The sequence below is a fragment of the Embleya sp. NPDC050154 genome (assembly GCF_044460165.1).
Classification (GTDB): Bacteria; Actinomycetota; Actinomycetes; order Streptomycetales; family Streptomycetaceae; genus Embleya.
In genome coordinates this window covers 32,343-54,108 of the sequence record NZ_JBITJP010000030.1, presented here as the reverse complement: position 1 = coordinate 54,108, position 21,766 = coordinate 32,343, and the positions used below count along the sequence as shown (strand labels likewise).

Genomic DNA, 21,766 nt, shown 5'->3' with positions numbered 1-21,766 from the left:
CCGGGTTGGTCACGCCGCCGGGGAAGCGGCATGCCATCGCGACGATCGCGATCGGCTCGTCGTCACGGCCGGCCGCCTGCGGTACGGGCAGGGCCGCGTGGTCCTCCTCGCCGCTGAGCGCGGCCAGGATGTGTTTGGCGAGCACCTGCGAGGTGGGGTAGTCGAAGACCAGGGTGGTCGGCAGCGCCAGGCCGGTCTCGGCGTTGAGCCGGTTGCGCAGATCCACGGCGGTGAGCGAGTCGAAGCCGAGTTCGCGAAAGGCCCGGTCGGCGGGCACGGCCGCGGGGGCGGTGTGGCCGAGCACCTTGGCGACCTGGGCGCGTACGGTCTCCAGGACGATCGCGTCGCGTTCGGCGGCGGTGACCTCGGCGAGTCGGCGGGCCAACCCGCTGGTCGCCGCGGCGGCGGTGTCCGGTACCAGGGCTGCGCTCAACACGCGCTGTGCGTCCGGGAGTTCGCTGAACAGCGGGCTGGGGCGCAGGGCGGTGAAGCCGGTGATGAACCGTTCCCAGTCGATGTCGGCGGCCACGACGACGGTGTCGTCCAGCTCCAGCGCGCGGTCCATCGCGGCGAGGGCCGTGCGCGGGTCGATCATCCGGACGCCGCGGCTGGCCAGGATCTCGTGGGCTCGCTCGTCGTCGGCCATGCCCGCGCCGGCCCACGGGCCCCAGACCATGGAGGTGGCGGTCGCACCCCGGGCGCGGCGGTGCTCGGCGAGCGCGTCCAGGTAGGCGTTGGAGGACGCGTACACGCCCTGCATGCCGCTGCCCCACAGGCCGGAGATCGAGGAGAACAGCACGAACGCGTCGAGCGGACGGTCGCCCAGGACGCGGTCGAGCACCGCCGCGCCGGCCACCTTGCCCGCGGCGAGCCGGGCGCTCTCGGTCAGGTCGGTGTCGGCCAGCGCACTGGCCTGGCCCAGGCCGGCCGCGTGCACGACGACCCGCAGCGGCGGGCCGTCGGCGTCGATCTCGGCGACCAGCCGGACCACCGCGTCCTCATCGGCCATGTCGCAGGCCGCGACGGTGACCTGTGGGCCCAACGCGCGTAGCCGCTCGGCGAGTTCGTGGGCGCCGGGCGCCGCCGGTCCGGCCCTGCTGGTCAGCACGAGCCGCTCGGCGCCCTTCTCGGCGGCCCACTGCGCGACCTGCGCACCCAGACCGCCGGTGCCGCCGGTCACCAGCACGGTCCCGGTGGGTCGCGGGTCGCGGATCGGTGCCCGGTCGGCCGCCGAGGCGCGGATCAGCCGCCGGACCAGGACGCCGGAGTCGCGGATGGCGAGCTGGTCCTCGCCCGAGGTGCCGGGCAGCATGCCGACGGCGCGGGCCCAGGCCCGCGCGTCGGGCCGGGCGGGCAGGTCGATCAGGCCGCCCCACAGCCGGGGGAACTCCAGGCCGACGACTCGGCCGATGCCCCAGACCCGACCCTGGGCCGGGTGGGTCAGCGCGTCCCGACTCGCGACGGAGACCGCGCCCCGGGTCAGGCACCACAGCGGGCCACCCGATTCGGTGTCGGTGAGGGCCTGGGCGAGCGCGATCGTGGCGGCCATCCCCCGCGAGAGCGCGGGATGATCTTCTCGGGCCTGTTCCTCCAGGCCCAACAGGGAGATCACGCCGGTGAAGTCGGCGTCCGGCAGCCCCGCCCGCACCCGGGCGATCTGCTCGGCCAGCGGCCCGCGCTCGACGTCGGCCGCGGTGACCGGCAACCGCGCCACCCGCGCGCCGTGCGTGGTCAGCGCCTGGACGCACTGCGCCTCGAAGTCCGGGTCGTGCGCGTCCTCGGCGGACACCACGAGCCAGGTGCCGGTCAGGCTCGGGGTGGGGGCGCCGGTCAGCGGTCGCCAGACCACGCGATAGCGCCACTCGTCGACGGTGGCGTCCAGGCGGCGCCCGTCGCGCCACCCCGCCAGCGCGTCGATCGACGCCTCCAGCGCGGCGCGTCCGGATGCGCCGGTCGTCCCGAGCATCGCGGTAAGGGCGTCGATGTCGCGGCCTTCGACCGCTTCCCAAAAGCGCGCCTCACCCGGCTGCGCGGACCCGGCGGCGGGCGCGGCTTCCTCGGCGGGCGCGTCCGCCAGCCAGAACCGTTCGCGTTGGAAGGCGTAGGTGGGCAGGTCGGTACGGACCGCGCCCCGGTGGGCGAGCAGCGGACGCCAGTCCACGTCGACGCCGTTCGCGTACGCCTGGGCGAGCGCGGCGCAAAAGCCCGCCGTGCTGTCCCGGTCACGGTGCAGGGTGGCGAGCGAGAGCGCCGCGCCCTCGGCGGACTCGATCGTGCCCAGCAAGGCCGTGGTCAGTACGGGGTGGGCGCTGGCCTCGATGAAGGCGTCGTGACCCCGCCGGAGCAGCAGCCGGATCGTCTCCTCGAAGCGGACGGTTCGGCGAAGGTTGGTGTACCAGTACTGCGCGTCCAGGGCGGTGGTCTCCAGCAGGTCGGCGGTCACCGCGGAGTAGAACGGCACCGCGGCCGCGACCGGTCGGATGTCGGCCAGCTCGGTCAGCAGCCGCGCGCGGATCGACTCGACCTGGACCGAGTGCGAGGCGTAGTCCACCGGGACCCGCCGCGCCCATACGTCCGACCGTGCGCAACTCGCGAGCAGTTCGTCCAGGGCGGCCGACTCTCCCGACACCGTCACCGACGCCGGGCCGTTCACCGCGGCGACCGATATCCGGCCGTCGTATCCCGCGATCAGTTCGCGCACCCGCTCCACCGGAGCGGCGACCGAGGCCATGCCCCCGTCGCCGGGCAGATCCAGGATGGCCTTGCTCCGCAGCGCCACCACCTTCGCGCCGTCCGCCGCCGTCAGCGCGCCCGCGACACAGGCGGCGGCGATCTCGCCCTGGGAGTGGCCCACCACCGCGGCGGGCCGTACGCCGAAGGAGCGCCACAGCTCGGCCAGGGACACCATCACCGCCCACAGGACGGGTTGTACGACATCGACGCGGTCCAACCACTCCTCGGACTCCGACCGCAGCATCGACGTCACGGACCAGTCGACGAACGGCGCCAACGCGTCCTCGCACGCGGCGATTTGCTCGGCGAAGACCGGTGCGGAGTCCAGCAGGTCGGCCGCCATCCCCAGCCATTGCGATCCCTGACCGGGGAAGACCAGCACCGGGCGCGTCACCGGGCGCGCCACGCCCTGCACCACGCCCGCCACCGGCTCCCCCGCGACCAGCGACTCCAAGCCCGTGACCAACTCCGCGCGCTCCGCGGCCAGTACCACCGCGCGGTCGTCGAGCGCGGAGCGGTGCACGGCGAGGGTGAGCGCGATGTCCGCGAGCGGGGTCGCGGTCTCGACCCGCGCGTGGCGGGCCAGTTGTGCGGCGTGGGCGCGCAGGCCGGCTTCGCCGCGGGCGGACACGACGAAGGGCAGCGGGCCCGACCAGGCGCGGGACGCCGCACCGTCTTGGTCCGCCGGTTGCGCCGGGGCGGCGGCCGCCTCCTCGAGGATCACGTGCGCGTTCGTGCCGCTGGCCCCGAACGCGGAAACCCCGGCCCGGCGCGGTTCGCCCGCCGCGGGCGGCCAGGCGAGGCTGTCGGTCAGCAGTTCCACCGCGCCGGACGACCAGTCCACGCCCGGTGTCGGCGCGTCCACGTGCAGGGTCTTGGGCAGCGTGCCGTGGCGCATCGCCATGACCATCTTGATCACGCCGGCCACGCCGGCCGCGGCCTGGGTGTGCCCGAGGTTGGACTTCAGCGCGCCCAGCCGCAGCGGCCGATCCGGCGAGCGGCCGGGCCCGTAGGTGGCGATCAGCGCCTGGGCCTCGATGGGGTCGCCCAGCCGGGTGCCGGTGCCGTGCGCCTCCACCGCGTCGATGTCCGCCGGTGCCAGGCCCGCGTTGGCCAGCGCCTGTTCGATCACCCGTTGCTGTGAGGGGCCGTTGGGCGCGGTGAGGCCGTTGCTCGCGCCGTCCTGGTTGACCGCGGTGCCCCGCACGACGGCGAGTACGGGGTGGCCCTTGCGGCGCGCGTCGGAGAGCCGTTCGACCAGGAGCATGCCGACGCCCTCGGCCCAGCCGGTGCCGTCGGCCGCGGCTGCGAACGGCTTGCACCGACCGTCGGCGGACAGACCGCGCTGCCGGCTGAACTCGATGAACGCGGCCGGAGTGGCCATCACGGTCACCCCGCCGGCCAGTGCCATCGTGCATTCGCCGCCGCGCAGCGCCTGGACGGCCAGGTGCAGCGCCACCAGCGAGGACGAGCACGCGGTGTCCACGGTCACCGCGGGGCCTTCCAGGCCCAGCGCGTAGGAGACGCGGCCCGACAGCACGCTGCCGACGCTGCCGGTGAGGGCGTATCCCTCGACCCCCTCGGGCATCCGCTGCACACCGGCGCCGTAGCCGGTGGGGGTGCCGCCGACGAACACGCCGGTCGGGCTGCCCTTCAGGGTGCGCCGGTCGACCCCGGCGCGTTCGAACGCCTCCCAGGAAGTCTCCAGGAGCAGCCGCTGTTGCGGGTCCATCGCCAGCGCCTCGCGCGGCGAGATCCCGAAGAACGCCGGGTCGAACTCACCCGCGCCGTCCAGGAATCCGCCCTCGTGCGCATAACTGGTGCCGAGGTGGTCGGGGTCGGGGTGGTAGAGGTCGTCGACCTGCCAGCCCCGGTCGAGGGGGAAGCCGCTCACCGCGTCCACCTCGTCGGCGACCACCCGCCACAGGTCCTCGGGCGAACGAATGCCGCCGGGGTAACGGCAGGACATGCCGATCACGGCGATCGGCTCGGGGCGCTCCAGTTCCGCGATGCGAGCTCGGGCCCGCTGCAGGTCGACCGTCGCGCGCTTGAGATAGTCCCGCAGCCTGTCTTCGCTGCCGCTCATGAGTGGTCACCTTTCGGGGCCTGCCCGGGGGCTTCGAGATGGTGGTCGAGCAGGGCGAACAGTTCGTCGTCGGAGGCGGTCTCGACGCCCGCCCCGTTCGCGGTCGCGGTGTCCTCGCGGTCGAGGGAGCCGAGTCGATCCAAAAAGCGCCGCATGCGCAGCGCGACCCGGGCGCGAAGCTGCGGGTCCTCCTCCGCCACGCGACCGAACGCGTTTTCCAGGCCGTCGAGTTCGGCGAGCACCGGGGCCAGGACGGATGCGTCGCCGCCGGTCAGTTCGGTTCGCAGTCGAGCGGCCAGTTCGATGGGGGTCGGGTAGTCGAACACCAGCGTGCTCGGCAGTTCGACACCGGCCGCGCGGCTGAGCCGGTCCCGCAGGTCCACGGCGGTCAGCGAGTCGAACCCCAGGTCGCGGAAGGCCTGGTCGGCCTGTACCTGACCGGCCGAGGCATGGCCGAGTACGGCCGCCACCTCGCCGCGCACCAATTCCAGCAGGATCGTCTCGCGTTCCGCGGCTCCGGCGGTCGCCAGTCGGCCGGCCAGGTCGGGGTCCGCCGGGCGGGCACCGGCGCCCGGAGCGGCCCGCGCGGCGAGGACGGCGGCTACCTCGGGCAGGCCGTCGAGCAGGGGGCTCGGGCGCATCGAGGTGAAGCGGGGAGCGAAGGTGCTCCAGTCCACGTCGGCGACGACCACGTCCGTGTCGCCCAGGCCCACCGCGCGGGCCATCGTGTCCACGGCGGCCCGCGGATGCATCGCCCGCAGGCCGCGCCGGGCCAGCTGGTCCCCGTCGTCCTGTTCGGCCATGCCGTCCCCGGCCCACGGTCCCCAGGCGATCGACGTGGCGGTCAGGCCGCGGGCCCGGCGGTCCCGGGCCAGCGCGTCGAGGTGCGCGTTGGCTGCTCCGTAGACGCCCTGGGCGCCGCTGCCCCAGACGCCGGCTATCGAGGAGAACAGCACGAACGCCGCCAGCGGCCGGTCGCCGAGCACGGCGTCCAGGAAGGCCGCGCCCGCGGCCTTGCCCGCGGTGATTCGCGCGGCCTCGACCGGATCGGTGTCCGTGATCAGAGCCGCCTGGGTCACCCCGGCGGCGTGCACCACCGCCCGCAGCGGCGGCCCGGCGGCGTCGATGCGTTCGATCAGGCGCTGTACCGCGGTTCGGTCGGCCACGTCGCAGGCCTCGATCAGGACGTCGACGCCGAGGCCGGTCAGTTCGGCCGTGAGGGCCTCGGCCCCCGGGGTCGCCGCGCCGCGGCGGCCGGCCAGGACCAGACGCTCCGCCCCCGCGCCGGCCGCCCAGCGCGCCACGTGCGCGCCCAGACCGCCGGTGCCGCCGGTGATCAGTACCGTGCCTTCGGGCTGCCAGGAAGGGTCGCCGGTCTCGGCGGGTACCGACGCGCGGGCCAGGCGCCGTACCCGGACGCCGGCAGGCCGGATCGCCACCTGGTCCTCGGCGCCGTGCGCGATCACGTCCGCGAGGCTGGTCCACAGGTCGGCGACATCATCGAGGGCCCGGGCTTCGGACCCGTCCGGTATCGAGCCGGCCGCGAAGGCATCGGTGATGTCCACGAGGCCGCCCCAGACGCCGGGCAGTTCGAGCGCGGCACCCCGGCCGAGCCCCCAGATCTGCGCCTGCTCGGCATGCGTGACCGGTTCGGACGCCGCCGTGGACACCGCGCCGAAGGTCAGGCACCACAGCCTGCCCTCCGGGTTCGTGTCGGCGAGTGCCTGAACGAGTGCGAGGGTGGCCGCCAGGCCGTGGGTGAGCCCGGGCAGGTCGGCGCGCTCCCCCGGCAGGTCGGACAGGAGCGAGACCACGCCGTCGAGGGGGCCGAGTTCGCGCAGGCGGTCGGCGAGAACGCTGCGATCGCACGTCGCCGGGTCGACGTGGAGTGCCATCACGTGCGCGCCGCGCTGTTCGAGCCCGCGCCCGCACGCGTCGGCGTGCCGGCTTGCCGGATGGCTCACCACCACCCAGGTGCCGGACAGTTCGGCGCCCGATGCCGCGGCCGCGGAGCTGCCCGCCTCCGCCCGGCCGGCCCAGGGCGTCCACTCAGCGTGGTAGCGCCAGGTGTTCGGGTCGTCCGAATTGCCGCCGGCGGCGGTTCGTGGGTCGGGCAGCGGGTCCAGCCAGTAGCGTTGCCGCTGGAACGGGTAGGTCGGCAGGTCGACCCGGTCGCCCCGGCCCACGAGGAAGACGGGCCAGTCCACGGCTATCCCGTGCACATGCAGCGCGCCCAACGCGGCGGCGAGCGTTGCCCGTTCCGGCCGATTTCGGCGAACCAGCGCAACGGCGAGCGTGTCGGCGGCCGGGCCGAGGCATTCGCGGGCCATCGCGGTCAGCACCCCGTCGGGCCCGACCTCCAGCAGTACGGACCCGCCCTGGGCGCCGGCGGCGGCGACGCAGTCGGCGAAACGGACCGGTTCACGGACCTGGCGCACCCAGTAGCCGGGGTCGGTCAGTTCCTCGGCCTCGGCGATTCGGCCGGTGAGGTTGGCGACCACCGGGATCCGCGGGGCCGCGTACGAAACGCCTTCGAGAACCCTGCGGAACTCCGCGAGCATCGGCTCCATGCGCGCCGAGTGGAAGGCGTGCCCCACCCGCAGCCGCCTGGTCCTGCCGCCCTGCTCCGCGAACTGCGCGGCGACCGCCAGAACGGCTTCCTCGTCGCCCGAAATCACCACCGAGGTCGGCCCGTTGACGGCGGCGACGCCCACCGCCTCGGTACCTTCCAGCGCCGTCGTCACCTCGGCCTCGCCGGCCTGCACCGCGACCATCGCGCCACCCGCCGGGAGCGCCTGCATCAACCGGCCCCGCGCCGCAACGACCGCCGCCGCGTCCGCGAGCGACCACACGCCCGCCACGTGCGCGGCGACGAGTTCTCCGATCGAATGCCCGAGCAGGAAGTCAGGGCGTACTCCCAGGGATTCCACCAACCGGAACAGCGCCACCTCCACGGCGAACAACGCCGCCTGCGTGAACACCGTCTCGTCCAACAAACCCTCGGCACCCTCCGCACCGAACACCACATCCCGCACCGAATACGCGACATGCCCCACCAACCGACGATCCAACTCGACAACAGCGGCATCGAACGCCTCCGCGAACACCGGGAAGCGATCGTGCAGCTCACGCCCCATCCCGACCCGCTGACTTCCCTGCCCACCGAAGAGGAACACCGATCGGCGGTCCGCCCGCGCGACGCCGGCGGTCACTCCGGCGCCCCGGCCGTCCGCCGCGAGGGACGTGAGCCCGGCAAGCAGTTCGTCCCGGTCCGCGGCGGTGACCACGGCTCGGTGGTCCAGTGCGGTGCGGGTGCCGGCGAGCGCGGCGGCGAGGTCGGCGGGGGCGACGTCGGTTGCCTCAACGTACCCCCGCAGCCGCTCGGCCTGGGCCGCCAATGCCTGCGGGGTCTTGGCGGAGAGCAGGTACGGCAGCACGCCCGGCTCGGCCTGCGGCTGGGCGCGCGGGGCGTCGGCCGGCTCGGGTGCGCGGTATTCGAGCACGGTGTGCGCGTTGGTTCCGCTGATCCCGAACGCCGACACCGCGGCGCGGCGCGGCCGGCCGGTCTCCGGCCAGGGACGCGCCTCGGTCAGCAACTCGACCGCGCCCGCCGTCCAGTCCACATGCGGCGTCGGCGCGTCCACGTGCAACGTCCTGGGCAGCGTGCCGTGCCGCATCGCCATCACCATCTTGATCACCCCCGCGACACCCGCGGCGGCGGTGGTGTGCCCGATGTTGGACTTGAGCGCGCCCAACCACAGCGGCTGGTCCGCGGGTCGTTCCCGGCCGTACGTGGCCAGCAGCGCCTGCGCCTCGATCGGGTCGCCGAGCGCGGTGCCGGTGCCGTGTGCCTCGACGGCGTCCACGTCCGGCCCGCTCAACCGCGCGTTCGCGAGCGCCTGTCGGATCACCCGTTGCTGCGAGGGCCCGTTGGGCGCGGTCAGTCCGTTGCTGGCGCCGTCCTGGTTGACGGCCGAGCCGAGCACCGTCGCCAGCACGCGGTGACCATTGCGCCGCGCGTCGGAGAGCCGTTCGAGCAGCAGCATGCCGACACCCTCCGACCAGCCGGTGCCGTCGGCGGCGGCCGCGAAGGGCTTGCAGCGGCCGTCGGCGGAGAGCACCCGCTGTCGGCTGAAGTCCACGAAAAGGCCGGGGTTGGCCATCACCGTGACGCCGCCGGCCAGCGCCATGGAGCACTCGCCGGCTCGCAGCGCCTGGATCGCGAGGTGCAGCGAGACCAGGGATGAGGAGCAGGCCGTGTCGACCGTGACGGCGGGGCCCTCCAGGCCGAAGGTGTAGGCGAGCCGGCCGGACGCGACACTCGCGGCGTTCCCGGTGCCGAGGTAGCCGCCCAGTTCATCGGGCACCCGCATCCCGGCCAGGTAGCCGATGTTGGCGGCGCCGACGAACACGCCGGTGGCGGAACCGCGCAGGAGCGCCGGGTCGATGCCGGCCCGCTCGAACACCTCCCAGGAGACCTCCAGCAGCAGGCGCTGCTGCGGGTCCATCGCCAGTGCCTCGCGCGGCGAGATGCCGAAGAAGCCCGCGTCGAAGTCGGCCGCGTGCTCTACGAAGCCGCCCTCGCGTACGTAGCTGGTACCGGGGTGGTCGGGGTCGGGGTGGTAGAGCCCGTCCACGTGCCAGCCGCGGTCGGTGGGGAAGTCGGTCAGTCCGTCGCGCCCGTCGGCCAGCAGCTGCCACAGGTCCTCGGGCGACATCACGCCGCCGGGGAAGCGGCAGGCCATCGCGACGATGGCGATCGGTTCCCGGTCGGTGCCGGCCGTCGTCCCGGCGTGCGGTGCGCCCGTGGGCGTTGCGGTCTCGGCTCGGGTGCCCAGGAGTTCGGTGCGCAGGTATCCGGCGAGCGCGGTGGCGGTCGGGTAGTCGAAGACCAGGGTGGCCGGCAACCGCCGCCCGGTGAGCGCGGCCAGCCGGTTGCGCAGGTCGACCGCGATCAGCGAGTCGAAGCCGAGGCTCTTGAAGGCGCTGTCGACGTCGACGGCTTCGGCGTTGTCGTGGCCGAGCACCGCCGCGACCTGGGCCCGGACCAGTGCGGTCAGCGTCCGTTCCTGCTCGGGCGCGTCGAGGGCGAGCAGGTCGCGGACGAAGCGGTCGGCGACGCGGCCGCCGCTCGCGGCCGAGGCGGCCCGGCGCACGGGTCCGCGAACCAGGCCGCGCAGCAGTCCGGGCAGCACGCCGGCGTCGGCTTGGGCGCGCAGGGCGGTACGGTCCAGCCGGAGCGGCACCGCGAGTGGCTCGTCGGCGGCGGTCGCGCGGTCGAACAGGTCCAGGGCGGTCGCGGAGGACAGCGGGACGACGCCGGAGCGGGCCATCCGCCGCAGGTCTGCCTCGGCGAGCCGGCCGGTCATCCCGGTGGCCCGCTCCCAGAAGCCCCAGGCCAGCGAAAGTCCCGGTAGCCCCAATGAACGCCGGTGCTGGGCCAGGGAGTTGAGGAACGCGTTGGCGGCGACATAGTTGGCCTGGCCGGCGCTGCCGAGCACACTCGCGGCCGAGGAGAACAGCACGAACGCGGACAGGTCGCGATCGCGGGTCAGTTCGTGCAGATTGACCGCGCCGTCGACCTTGGGCCGCAGCACCGCGGCGAGTCGCTCGGGGGTCAGCGACTCGATCACGCCGTCGTCCAGGACGCCCGCAGCGTGCACGACCGCGCCGAGCGGTCGGGCTGCGGGGATCGCGGCGAGCAGCCGCTCCAGCGCGTCCCGGTCGGCGGCGTCGCAGCCGGCGATGTCCGCGGTGGCGCCCAACGCCGCCAATTCGGACCGCAGTTCGGCGCAGCCCTCGGCATCGGGGCCGGAGCGGCTGGTGAGCAGCAGGTGCCGTACGCCGTGTTCGGCGGCCAGGTGGGTGGCGATCAGTCGGCCCAGGGTGCCGGTGCCGCCGGTGATCAGGACGGTGCGGTCGGTGCGGAACGGCCGGGTCGCCGCGTCCGGGTCGCCTCGGTAGCCGGTGAGGCGGGCGGCGAGCAGGTCGCCGCCGCGTATGGCGACGGCCGGTTCGCCGCAGCCGGGGACTGCGGCCAGCGCCCGCCCCCGAGTCTCGGATGCCGAGGCGGCCGGGTCGGCCAGGTCGGCCAGGACGAACTGGTCGGGGTACTCGGTCTGCGCGGAGCGGACCAGGCCCCAGGCGGCGGCCGACGACAGGTCGGGCACGCCCTCACCGGGCGCGGCGGCCACCGCGCCGCCGGTCACCACGACCAGCCGGGACGTCTCGAAGCGGGGGGCGGTGGCCCAGGTACGCAGTACGGGCAGCAGGTCGGCGGCGGCCGCGTGCGCCGCCGCGGCCGGCGGCGCGTCGGGCGGTTGTACCGGGTACACCACCGCGTCCGGCACGGCGGCGCCGGAGTCCAGGGCGGCGCCCAGCGCGTCGAGGTCGGCGAACGCGCGCACGTCGGCGCCCGAGCCGCGCAGTGCGTCCGCCAGGCCGCGGGGGTCGGTGCCCAGCACGGCCCAGCCGACCTCGTCGGAGGCAGTGGCGTCGGCGGCGGAGCCGACGGACACCCACTCGACCCGGTACAGCGCTTCGTGCCGGCCCCGGTGGGCGGGGTCCGGCGCCGACGCGGCGCCACGGGTGGCCACGGTGTCGACGCGGGCCACCGGCTGCCCCGTGGGGTCGGCCAGCAGGAGGGCGTGGCGCGCGGTCCCCGCTGGGCCCTGGGTGCTGCGCAGCCGTACCCGCAGGGCAGCGGCCCCGGCCGCGTACAGCGTGATGCCGCCGAGCGTGTCGGGCGCGGGGGGTACGGCCAAGTCATCGTCGAACAGCCGCAGTCGCAGCGCGGCGTCGAGCAGCGCGGGGTGCAGGCCGTACTCGCCCGCGTCCTGCGCGTGCTCGTCGGGCAGGGCGACGTCGGCGAAGAGTTCCCCGTCCCGCCGCCAGACCGCGCGCAGCCCGCGAAAGGCCGGACCGAGAGTATGCCCGGCGGAGGCCAACCGGTCGTGGAGGCCGCTGAGTTCGACGGGCTCGGCGCCGGGCGGGGGCCAGGACTGCAAGCCGGCGTCCGGGGTGGGCCGACCCGGACGCAACAGGCCGGTGGCGTGCCGGGTCCAGGGCTCCTGGGCAGTTGCCTCGGACGGGCGGGAGAACACCGCGAGCGAGCGGCGGCCGTCCGGCTCGGGCGCGCCGACCGAGACCTGTAGGCGTACCGCGTCGGCGCCCGGTTCCAGAGGCGCCTCCAGGGACAGCTCGTCGATCCGGTCGCAGCCTGCCTCGTCGCCCGCGCGGATCGCCAGTTCGACCATGGCCGCGGCGGGCAGCCGTACGGTGCCGTCCACGGTGTGGTCGGCGGGCCAGGCCAGGGCGCGGGCGGACAGCCGTCCGGTCAGCAGCAGGCCGCCGCCGTCGGCCAGGGCCGCGGTGGCGCCGAGCAGTGGATGTCCGGCCGCCAGCAGGCCGAGTCCGGCGGCGTCGCGGGCGGTGTCGCTGGGGGCCTGGAGCCAGAAGCGGCGCCGCCGGAAGGGGTAGGTCGGCAGGTCGACGCGGCGCGGCGCGCCGGCGCGGCCGGCGAACAGGTGCCGCCAGTCGACGGTGAGCCCGTGCACATGCGCGGCGGCCAAAGCCTCGGCGAAGCGGGCGGGGCCGCCGGCGCCGCGCCTGAGGGTGTCCAGCGCGACCGCGACCGCGTCGGCGGCGCCGATGGTGTCCTCCAGCGCGACGGTGAGCACCGGATGTGCGCTGACCTCGACGAACGCGGTGTGGCCTGCGGCCAGCAGGGCGTCGACCGCGGTGTGGAAACGCACCTGTCGGCGCAGGTTGTCGTACCAGTAGCCGGCGTCCAGGGCGGCGGCGTCCAGCAGTGCGCCGGTCGTGGAGGAGTAGAACGGCACGGTGGAGGTGGTCGGCGCGATGCCGGCGAGCTCCTTGGCCAGCCGGTCGCGGATCGTCTCGACCTGCGCGGAGTGCGAGGCGTAGTCCACCGGTATCCGGCGGGCCCACACGCCCTGGCCCTCGCACACGGCGAGGAGTTCGTCGATCGCGGGCTGGTCGCCGGCGACCGTCACCGAGTGCGGGCCGTTGACCGCGGCGACGGTCAGTTCTCCGTCGAGCGGTCCGATCAGCCCGTGCGCGCGGGCGGCCGACAGCGAGACCGAGGCCATGCCGCCGGTGCCCGCCAGGTCCAGGATGGCCCGGCTTCGCAGGGCCACCACCTTGGCGCCGTCCGCCAGGCTCAGGCCGCCCGCGACGCAGGCCGCGGCGATTTCCCCCTGGGAGTGGCCCAGCACGGCGGCGGGTTGCACACCGTGTGCCTGCCAGAGCCGGGCGAGGGCGACCATCACGGCCCACAGCACGGGCTGCACGACGTCGACCCGCTCCAGCCAGTCCTCGTCCGGCGAGCGCAGCACGTCGGTGGTCGACCAGTCGACGTGCGGCGCGAGCGCGGCCTGGCAGTCCGCGATCGTTGCGGCGAACTCTGGTGAGGCGTCCAGCAGTTCCCGAGCCATGCCGGCCCATTGCGAGCCCTGGCCCGGGAACACGAAGACCGGGCGCCGGTCCGGTCCCGCCACGGCGCCGGCGCCCTCGCCGCCGGCCAGGGCGCGTAGCCGTTCGGCGAAGCCGTCGAGGTCCGCGGCGGTCACGGCGGCGCGGCACTCCAGCGCCGACCGGGTGGTGGCCAGTGCGTAGGCGACGTCGTCGGGAGCGAGGTCGGGTGCGGCGGCGACGAAGGACGCCAGCAGATCCGCCTGGGCGCGCAGTCCTTCGTCGTCGCGCGCCGACAGCACCCAGGGGGCGGGCGCCGCGCCCGGCCCGGGCGCGGACACCGACCCCGGCGCGGGCGTGAAATCGCGCTCGTCCGGCGCCTGTTCGAGCACGACATGCGCGTTGGTCCCGCTGATCCCGAAGGAGGAGACCCCGGCCCGCCGCGGCCGGTCCTCGGCATCGGGCCAGGGCTGCGGTTCGGTCAACAACCGTACGGTGCCCGCCGACCAATCCACGTGCGGCGACGGCTCGTCCACGTGCAGCGTGCTCGGCAGCAGGCCGTGCCGCAGGGCCATCACCGTCTTGATCACCCCGGCCACCCCCGCGGCCGCCTGGGTGTGGCCCAGGTTGGACTTGACCGCGCCGAGCCACAGCGGCCGCCGCGGGTCGCGGCCCTGCCCGTAGGTGGCGAGCAAGGCCTGCGCCTCGATCGGGTCGCCGAGCGTGGTGCCGGTGCCGTGCGCCTCGACCGCGTCGATGTCGTCCGCCGTCAGCCGGGCGTTGGCCAGGGCCCGCCGGATCACCCGGCGCTGCGAGGGGCCGTTGGGCGTGGTCAGGCCGCTGCTGGCGCCGTCCTGGTTGACCGCGCTGCCGCGCACCACCGCGAGCACCGGGTGACCGTCGCGCCGCGCGTCGGAGAGCTTTTGCAGCAGGAGCAGCCCGGCACCCTCGGACCAGCCGGTGCCGTCCGCGGCGGCGGCGAACGCCTTGCACCTGCCGTCGGGTGCCATCCCGCGCTGCCGGCTGAACTCGCTGAACATGCCGGTGTTGGACATCACCGTGACGCCACCGGCCAGCGCCATCGTGCACTCGCCGCCGCGCAGCGCCTGGACGGCGAGGTGCAGGGCGACCAGGGAGGACGAGCACGCCGTGTCGACCGTGACGGCGGGGCCTTCGAGCCCGAACACGAAGGAGAGCCGACCGGACAGGACGCTGATGATCGTCCCGGTGCCCAGGTAGCCGCCGACGCTCTCGGGCACCTGCCGAAAGCCGGTGCCGTATCCCGACGAGCCGGCGCCGACGAACACACCGGTACGGCTGCCGCGCAGCGCGGCGCGATCCAGGCCCGCGCGTTCGAACAGCTCCCAGCCCACTTCGAGCAGGACGCGTTGCTGCGGGTCCATCGCCAACGCCTCACGCGGACTGATGCCGAAGAACTCCGGGTCGAAGTCGGCCGCGTGGTCCAGGAAGCCGCCGTCGCGGGCGTAGCTCTTGCCGGGCGCGTCCGGGTCGGGGTCGTAGAGCCCTTCCAGGTCCCAGCCGCGGTCGTCCGGGAGCGGCCCGATCGCGTCGCCGCCGTCGGCCACCAGGCGCCACAGGTCCTCCGGCGAGGACACCCCGGCCGGGTAGCGGCAGGCCATCGCGACGATCGCGATCGGCTCGGTCTCCCGCTGCTCGGCGCGGCGCAGTTCCGCCTGGGTGTCGTGCAGTTCCGCGGCCACCCGCTTGAGGTAGCCGACCAGCTTGTCACTCTGCGGCGTGTCGCGGTCCGGCATCGTGGTGTCGGTCCTTCCTGAACTCGGCGAAGAGGGATCGAACGCAGGTCATGCCAAGCCGAGTTCGCGGTCGATGAAGTCGAGCACCTCGTCGGCGCTCGCCTCCTTGAGCTGCTCCGCGGCGGTTTGCGGTGCGCCGCCGGCCTGGGTCTCCTCCTGGTTGCGCCAGGCGGTCAGGAGCCGGTCGAGCCGGGTCGAGATCGCGGCCCGGTCGTATTCGTCCGCGCGCACCCCGGCGAGCCGGGCCGCCAGGCGGTCGAGTTCGTCGAGCACCGCGGGCACCGCTGCGGCGGAGGTGTCGGGAACGAGCTCCTCGAACAGGTGGTCGGCGAGGTCGGCCGGAGTCGGGTAGTCGAAGACGAGGGTGGCGGGCAGTCGCAGGTCGGTGGCGGCGTCGAGCCGGTTGCGCAGTTCGACGGCGGTCAGCGAGTCGAAGCCGATCTCGGTGAAGCCGCGTCGCGGGTCCACCGCGTCCGCGCCGCCCAGGGCGAGCACGGTGCCGGCGTGCCGGCAGACCAGGTCGGTGAGCAGCCTGCGCTGGTCGTCCTCGGTCAGCGCGGCCAGCCGCCGAACCAGGTCGACGGCGGGCTCCGGCCGGCCGGCGGCCTGCGCGCTGGGCCGCCCCGGGGCGCGGACCAGGCCGCGCAGCGCGGCGGGTACGGCGGCGCCGCCGGCGTCCCGTCGCAGGGCCGCGCCGTCGACGCGGACCGGCAGGACCAGGGGGTCGGGGAGGTCGGCGGCGGCGTCGAAGAGGGCCAGGCCCTGCGCCGCGGACAGCGGCAGCATCCCGGAGCGCGCCACCCGCGCCCGGTCGACCTGGTCCAGCCCGGCGGTGATCGCGCCGGCCTGGTCCCACAGCCCCCAGGCGAGCGAGGCGGCGGGTCGGCCCGCCGCCCGGCGGTGGTGGGCGAGGGCGTCGAGGAAGGTGTTGGCCGCCGCGTAGGCGCTCTGGCCCGCGCCGCCCAGGACGCCGGCCGCCGAGGAGTACAGGACGAACACGGCGAGGTCGGCGTCGGTGGTCAGCCGGTGCAGGTTCACCGCGCCGTCGATCTTCGGGCGCAGTACACGGCGGAGCTGATCGGCCGTCAGGGAGGTGATGACGCCGTCCTCGACCACGCCTGCGGCGTGCACGACGGCGGTCAGCGGGTGTTCGGCGGGGACCCGGGCCAGCACCTCGGCGAGCTGCGCCCGGTCGGCGACGTCGCAACCGGCGATCTCCACGTGGACGGCGCCGAGCCCGGTCAGTTCCTCGCGCAGTCGCGCGGCGCCGGGGGCCTGTTCGCCGGCGCGACTGGTGAGCACCAGATGCCGGGCGCCGTGCTCGGTCACCAGGTGCCGGGCCAGCAGTGCGCCGAGCGCGCCGGTGCCGCCGGTGATCAGCACCGTACCGTCGGGGTCGGGTGCGGCGGGGACGGTGAGCACGATCTTGCCGATGTGCTTGGCCTGGCTCATGTATCGGTACGCGTGTGCGGCCTCGCGGATGTCCCAACTGCGCACCGGGAGCAAGCGCAGGGCGCCGCTCTCGACGAGTTCGACGATCTCGGTGAGGATCCGGCCGATCCGCTCGGGGTCGGCGTCGGCGAACGGTTGGTAGCTCACCCCCGGGTACAGCACGGCCGTGTGACCTGGGTCGCGCAGGTCCGTCTTGCCGATCTCGATCAGCCGGCCGCCGGGTGCCAGCAGCCGCAGCGAGGCGTCCACGTAGTCGCGCGCCAGCGAGTTGAGCACCACGTCGACGCCTCGCCCGCCGCCCGCCGAGGCGAAGTCGTGCTCGAAGTCGAGCGACCGGGAGGAGGCGATGTGCGCGTCGTCCAGGCCCAGTTCGCGCAGGGTGTCCCACTTGCCGGGGCCGGCGGTGCCGTACACCTCGGCGCCGAAGTGCCGGGCCAGTTGTACGGCGGCCATGCCCACGCCGCCGGCCGCCGCGTGGATCAGCACGGACTCGCCGGGCTTGAGGCCGGCCAGGTCGAACAGGGCGCGGTAGGCGGTCAGGAAGGCGATCGGCATCCCGGCGGCCTCGGCGAAGGTCCAGTGCGCGGGGATGCGGACGACGGCCCGGTGGTCGGCGACCGCGACCGGGCCGAGCGAGGCGGGCAGCACGCCCATCACCCGGTCGCCGGACCGCCAGGCACCGGCCGCCGAACCGACCTCGGTGACCACCCCGGAGCCCTCGGTGCCCATGCCGACCTGGCCGGGCACCATGCCCAGACCGACCAGCACGTCGCGGAAGTTGAGGCCGGAGGCGCGCACGGCGATCCGGATCTCGTGCGGGGCGAGCGGTCGGGCGGCGGGCGGATAGGGCATCGGCGCGAGCCGGTCCAGGTCACCCGCGGAGGTGGTGTCGAGCAGCCAGGGTCCTTCCGGGGCGGCGGGCAGCAGCCGGTCGGTGTCGGCCCGGACGATCCGTGGGACCAGCGCCGCACCCGCGCGGACGGCCGTCTGCGGTTCGCCGGCGGTGAGCGCGGCGCGGATGGCGTCGGGCGGCGCGGTCGGCGAGCCGGCGTCCGCGTCCGCGTCGAGGTCGACGAGGAGGAACCGTTCCGGGTGCTCGGCCTGTACGGAGCGCAGCAGGCCCCAGACCGGCGCATGGGCCAGGTCGGTGACGCTCTCGCCGGCGCGGACCGCGACCGCGCCGCGGGTGAGCACGACCAAGCGGGTCGTCTCCCAGGCGGAGTGCGCCAACCAGCCCTGGACGGTGTGCAGCATCCGGTCGACGGCCCGGTCGGCAGCGGTCGGCAGCCCCGCCGGCGGTATCGGTGCGAGCGGGAGCAGGACGATGTCGGGGGCCGTGGACTCGTCGGCGAGCGCGGCGACATCGGGGTATGCGCGCGCCGTAATGCCTGCCTGCTCCAGCGCGTCGGACAGGCCGAAGGGGTCAGGGCCGAGTACGGCCCAGGGCCCCGTGGCCGGTTGCGGCTGCTCGGCCGGCGCCGGCGGGACCGGAACCCAGTCGAGCCGGAACAGCGAGCCGCCGACGGCCGCGGGGGCGGGGGCGGCGGGACGCATCACCAGTTCGCGTACCGAGACCACGGGGTTCCCCGAGCCGTCGGTGGCGGCCAGTTCGACCGTGTCGGGGCCGGTGATCGACATCCGCACGCGCAGCGCGGCCGCTCCGACGGCGTGCACGCTCACCCCGCCCCAGGAGAACACCAGCCGCGCCTGCCCGGTGTCCTGGCCGAGTCCGGTCAGGCCACTGGCGTGCAGGGCGGCGTCGAAGAGCGCGGGGTGCAGGAGGAAGTCCGCGGCGGCGGAGGCGTGTTCGTCGGGCAGGGTCACCTCCGCGTAGACCGACCCGTCGAGTCGCCAGGCGGCGCGCAGGCCCCGGAACGACGGGCCGTACCCGAATCCGCCGGCCGCGAGGTCGGCGTAGAAGTCGGCGACGTCGACCGGCTCGGCTCCGGGCGGCGGCCAGGCCGGCGAAGCGTCGGGAGCCGTGTCGGCGTCGGCCTCGGGCGTGAGCACGCCGGCCGCGTGCCGAGTCCACCCGGTGTCGTCCGCCGCGTCCTCGCGCCGGGAGTGCACCTCCACCCGGCGGCGGCCGTCCTCCTCGACCGGTCCCACCACGACCTGCAGGCGCACGGCGGTGTCCGGGGGAATGGCGAGGGGTGTTTCCAGCATGAGTTCGGCCAGGTGCGGGCAGCCCGCACGGTCGCCGGCCTGGACGGCGACCTCCACGAACGCGGTACCGGGGAAGAGGACACTGTCGCCCACCGCGTGGTCGGCCAGCCACGGGTGGGTGTGCAGGGACAGTCGTCCGGTGAGGACCAGTCCGCCGCTGCCCGCAAGGCGCAACTCGGCGCCCAGCAGCGGGTGGCCGGTTGCGGCCAAACCCAGACCGGCGGCGTCGGGCGCCGCCGCGCCGCCGTCGAGCCAGTAGCGCTTGCGTTGGAAGGCGTAGGTGGGCAGTTCGACGCGGCGGGCGTCGGTGCCGGCGAAGAACCGCTCGCCGTCGATCCGGCCACCGGACAGGTGGAGCGCGCCGAGGGCGTGTACCGCGGTGATCGGTTCCGGCCGGTCGCGGCGCAGGGCCGGGACGCACACCGGGGTCGGGCCGGCCGAGGTCCGGCGGGCGGCCAGGCAGTCCCGGGCGAGTGCGCTCAGCACCCCGTCGGGGCCCAGTTCGATCAGGGCGGTGGCGCCCGCGTCGGCGAGCGCGGCGACGCCGTCGGCGAATCGGACCGTCTCGCGGACGTGCCGGGCCCAGTAGTCCGCGCTGCCCAGTTCCTCGACGCCGGCGGGGCGGCCGGTCAGGTTGGAGATCACCGGGATCCGGGCGGGCGCGGCCGTGATGTTCCGCGCCACGGCGCGGAACCGGTCGAGCATGCCGTCCATGTCCGCGCTGTGAAAGGCGTGACTGGTTCGCAACCGCCGGGTCTTGCGGCCCTGCGCCTCGAACTGCCGGGCTACCGCGAGCACCTGCTCGGCGGCGCCGGAAAGCACCACCGCGGACGGGCCGTTGACCGCCGCGACGGCGACGGCACCGGCGTGTTCGGCGATCGCGGCGCCGACCTCTTCCTCGCTCGCGGCGACCGCGATCATCGTGCCCGCGGACGGCAGTTCCTGCATCAGGGCGGCCCGGGCCGCGACCAGCGCCGTCGCGTCGGGCAGCGACCACACTCCGGCAAGGTGCGCGGCGCTCAGCTCGCCGATCGAGTGGCCCAGGAGCAGGTCCGGGCGCACCCCCCAGGATTCGTACAGGCGGAACAGGGCGACCTGGAGCGCGAACAGGCCGGTCTGTGCGTAGACGGTCTGCCCGAGCAGTTTCCCGGTGCTCGGGTCGTCGGGGGTCAACACCACCTCGGCCACCGGCCGGCTGACCTGCCCGGCCAGCCGGGCGTCGAGTTCGGCGGTCGCGGCGTCGAAGGCGTCGGCGAAGGCCGGCCAGGCCGCGTACAGTTCCCGGCCCATGCCCGGGCGTTGGCTGCCCTGTCCGGTGAACAGGTAGGCCAGGCGACCGCCTTGACCGGCCCGGCCGCGGACGGCGTTCGCCGCGTCCTCGCCGAGGGCCAACGCGTCGAGCCCGGCGAGCAGGTCGTCGGGGCCGGTGCCCACGACGACCGCGCGGGAGTCCAGGGCGGCGCGCGAGGTGGCCAGCGAGTAGCCGACGTCGACGGGCCGCAGGCCGGGCCGGGCCCGCACGTGCGCGGCGAGCCGGGCGGCCTGGTCGCGAAGCGCCTCGTCGGTACGGGCGCCGAGGACCCAGGGCAGGGCGCGGTGGGCGGCGGGGGCGTCCGTGCCGGGTGCCGTGGCCGCACCGTCGGCGCCGGCCGGCTCCCCCGCGATGTGCTCCGCCGCCGGTTCCGGCGCCTCCTCCACGATCACGTGCGCGTTGGTGCCGCTCACCCCGAAGGAGGAGATCCCGGCCCGGCGCGGGCGCCCGTTGCGCGGCCACGGACTGGGGTGGGTGAGCAGTTCCACCCCGCCGCCCGACCAGTCGACATGCGGCGTCGGCTCGTCCACGTGCAGGGTCTGCGGCAGCAGTTCGTGCCGCATCGCCTCGATCATCTTGATCATGCCGGCGACGCCGGCCGCCGCACCGGTGTGGCCGATGTTCGACTTGACCGCGCCCAGCCGCAGCGGCTGCCCGGCGGGTCGGTCGCGGCCGTAGGTGGCCATGAGGGCCTGCGCCTCGATCGGGTCGCCGAGCGTGGTGCCGGTGCCGTGCGCCTCGACCGCGTCGACGTCTCGGGCGGCCAGCCGCGCGGAGTCCAGGGCCTGGCGGATGACCCGTTGCTGGGCAAGGTCGTTGGGGGCGGTCAGGCCGTTGCTGGCGCCGTCCTGGTTGACCGCGCTGCCGCGCACCACGGCCAGCACCGGGTGACCGGCCTGCCGCGCGTCGCTCAGCCGCTCCAGCAGCAGTACGCCCGCGCCCTCGGCCCAGCCGGTGCCGTCGGCCGCCGCCGCGAACGCCTTGCAGCGCCCGTCGGGGGCGAGGCCGCGCTGACGGCTGAATTCGATGAAGATGCCCGGCGTCGACATCACGGTCACGCCGCCGGCCAGCGCCATCGTGCACTCGCCTTGGCGCAGTGCCTGGGCGGCGAGGTGGATCGCGACCAGCGAGGACGAGCAGGCGGTGTCGATCGTGACGGCCGGACCTTCCAGACCGAGCGTGTAGGCGATCCGCCCGGAGGCGACGCTGGTCATGCTGCCCGTGCCGAGGTAGCCCTCGACCTCTTCGGGGACACTGGTGAGCCGCTCGGCGTAGCCCGAGGAGATCGCCCCCGCGAACACGCCGATCCGGCTGCCCTTGAGCGAGGTCGGGTCGACGCCGGCACGCTCGAACGCCTCCCAGGCGGTCTCCAGGAGCAGCCGTTGTTGGGGGTCCATGGCCAGCGCCTCGCGCGGGTTGACGCCGAACAGTTCGGCGTCGAAGTCGGCCGCGCCGTCCAGGAAACCGCCGCGCCGGGCGTACGTCTTCCCGGACCGCTCGGGGTCCGGGTCGTAGATGCCGTCCACGTCCCAGCCGCGGTCGTGCGGAAAGTCGACGAGCGCGTCGACGCCGTCGACGACCAGCCGCCAGAGCTCCTCCGGCGTGCGCACCCCGCCGGGGTAGCGACAGGCCATCGCGACCACGGCGATCGGCTCGTACGCGGCCGCCTCGATCTCGCGCAGCCGTTGCCGGGTCTGGCCGAGGTCCGCCGTGGCCCTCTTGAGGTAGTCGAGGAGCTTTTCTTCGTTGGTCGACACGCGAGCCCACTTTCACCGGGTGGCCGAAGGGAAGCCGGAGGCGGTATGTACA

General features: G+C 75.0%; 1 protein-coding gene and 2 pseudogenes. All 3 read right to left on the bottom strand.

The features are described from left to right. Positions 1–139: 139 nt before the first annotated feature. Positions 140–4,819, bottom strand: a pseudogene (locus tag ACIBSV_RS42015) (type I polyketide synthase); the annotation flags it as partial. After that, positions 4,816–14,973 carry a type I polyketide synthase gene (locus ACIBSV_RS42010; RefSeq protein ID WP_395872828.1) on the bottom strand — a complete coding sequence of 3,386 codons (10,158 nt, stop codon included), beginning with the start codon at positions 14,971–14,973 and terminating at the stop codon, positions 4,816–4,818. The pseudogene ACIBSV_RS42015 and the gene ACIBSV_RS42010, both read right to left, overlap by 4 nt. A gap of 102 nt (positions 14,974–15,075) precedes the next feature. Continuing rightward, positions 15,076–21,693 (bottom strand): annotated as a pseudogene (locus tag ACIBSV_RS42005) (SDR family NAD(P)-dependent oxidoreductase); the annotation flags it as partial. Positions 21,694–21,766: the final 73 nt, after the last annotated feature.